This window comes from Frankia torreyi, from assembly GCF_000948395.1.
Classification (GTDB): domain Bacteria; phylum Actinomycetota; class Actinomycetes; order Frankiales; family Frankiaceae; genus Frankia; species Frankia torreyi.
Map to the genome: position 1 here is coordinate 1 of NZ_JYFN01000138.1, position 2,067 is coordinate 2,067.

At 64.0% G+C, this 2,067-nt stretch carries 1 protein-coding gene and 1 pseudogene; both read left to right on the forward strand.

Annotation, left to right across the window (positions count from 1 at the left end; all coding sequences use genetic code 11):
• Window positions 1-1,327 precede the first annotated feature (1,327 nt).
• Window positions 1,328-1,681 (forward strand): TroA family protein, encoded by a 354-nt coding sequence (locus FF36_RS31190; RefSeq protein WP_199865571.1) that lies wholly within the window; start codon window positions 1,328-1,330, stop codon window positions 1,679-1,681.
• A 66-nt stretch (window positions 1,682-1,747) separates the two neighbouring features.
• Window positions 1,748-2,067 (forward strand): annotated as a pseudogene (locus tag FF36_RS31195) (transposase); the annotation flags it as partial.

Here is a 2,067-nt window from a genome sequence, read left to right on the forward strand (position 1 = left end):
CCTGACCTGCTCGAGGGCTGCCTGGCGGGCACCGGGTTGACCTTGACACCATCCCATGATCAATCAGCCGACCTCGCGCATTAAAGGTCGGTAAGCCTTTCCCCGTAACGGTCCGCGACCGCCGGTGGTGATCATGGTTGTGGCGATCGGGCGGACGATCGGGCGGACGATGGCATGCAAAACGCAGGGCTCTGTTGCATTCGGCAGGTCCGGCCGTTCCAAGGCCGAGATCGCGGCCCGGCTGGTGCCGTCGGAAGCCACGGCGAAGACCCGCGTCGGGTGGATCCCGGCCAAGCTGGAACTGCGGGACCGGCGCAGACGGTCGTCTTCGCCTACGAGACCGGCGTGGTCCGCTTGTCGGACAGCCCGCCCCGGCTGGAGCGAGAGCGGTGTCGCGGCTGATCGTGGGGCTGGTCGTGCGCTGACGATCGCAGCCTCTGGAGCCTGCATCCGCGGCGAGGACGGTGGTCCTCTGGAGTGACGGCGGCCGCGAGTCCCCGCCTTTTCCGGCCGGATAGTTTGCGCGCTGCCTATTTGTAGTCAAGTTGCTACGGAAAGTGGCGGATCATCCTTCGCCCCTCCGCATCCGCGGCTCATGGGCCGCGAAAATCTCCGCACTTGCGATGATCTGTAGAATTCCACTACACTGGCCCGGACGCCGGCTCCGAACGGCGCCGGTGGCAGGGTGTGCTCTTCGCCCCAGGATCCGTGCGCTGTCCGCGTCATGTTTCTGTCGATTTCTGTGGCGTACGGTCGCGCCGCGAATCTCGGCCTGGTCGCGGCGGAGTCCGCGCCCGCTGTCGCACGTCGGAAAAGTCTTCGGAAAGGAGGCTCGGCCCGCACGGCACGTCAGCTGTCTGCCGATCTTAACCTGCGGTATCCCCGGGAACGCGGCGGCAGTTTGGGCAGAAAAAACCACAGTCGGCGCTCGGTGTGGTGCCGAACTTCTTCGGCCCGGTCGATTTCCGGTCAGTCGATTTCCGGCAGGCTGCGACCGGACCCGGGTCGATTCACGGCCGTCAGGCGCCCGCACGGTCGAGCGGGGCTGAAACGCGGCCAAAGATATCACTGGAACTTCCTCGATGAAGCGCTGGGTGCGGCCGACGAAACATCGTGTTCACGAGTTGGTTACCCTTTTTTATTGGGGTTGATCTTACTTGACGCTGGTCTTTAGCCACTGCTAACTTCCGCCCATGATTATCCATAGCATGACGAGCGGCGTGAATCGTTTGTTTCGGGGGGACTGTCAGTGAGTTCTTTGGGGGGATGGTCGGTAAGTTCGCCGCGCCGCCCGGCGCGGGTCGCCGTCGCGGTCGGTGTCGCGAGCGTGTTCGCGCTGGCGGCCTGCTCGAGTTCGGGGGGTTCGAGTGCCGACGCCGGCAGCAAGAGCAGTGCGACACCTACGACGTCTGCCACGCCCGCCACGCATGTCGTGACGGACCTGTCGGGCGCGAAGGTGACGGTACCGACGACGATCAACCGCATCGCCGAGCAGTTCCCGGCGCATACCGTGGCCGACATCATGCTCGGCGTCGGCGACAAGCTGGTCGCGATCCAGCAGAACGTGAGCACGATCCCGTTCCTGCAGGCCGTGCAGCCGTCGATCACGAAGGTGCCGCAGCTTTTCCACAGCAGCAACGTGAACATGGAGCAGTTGCTCGCCCAGAAGCCGGACGTGTGAGGTGGTCCCCGTTCTTCGGACAGTGATCCCTATGTGGGATAATTGATCCGTGAGCGGAGGAGATCAATGAGTCAGTCGCGGAGGCGGTACACGCCCGAGTACAAGGACGAGGCCGTGAAACTCGTCATCGATTCGGGTCGGCCGGTATCGGCGATCGCGAAGGATCTCGGTATCAACGAGGGAACCTTGGGGAGCTGGGTGGCCACCTGGCGTCGGACCCACCAGGGCGAAGAAGAGCCACTTTCGATGTCCGACCGCGCACGGTTGAAGGAGCTGGAGAAGGAGAACCGGGAACTCCGGATGGAGCGCGAGTTCCTCTCAAAAGCGACCGCCTTCTTCGCGCAACGCCATCAGTGACCGACAAGTACGAGCTGATCGCCGCGGAG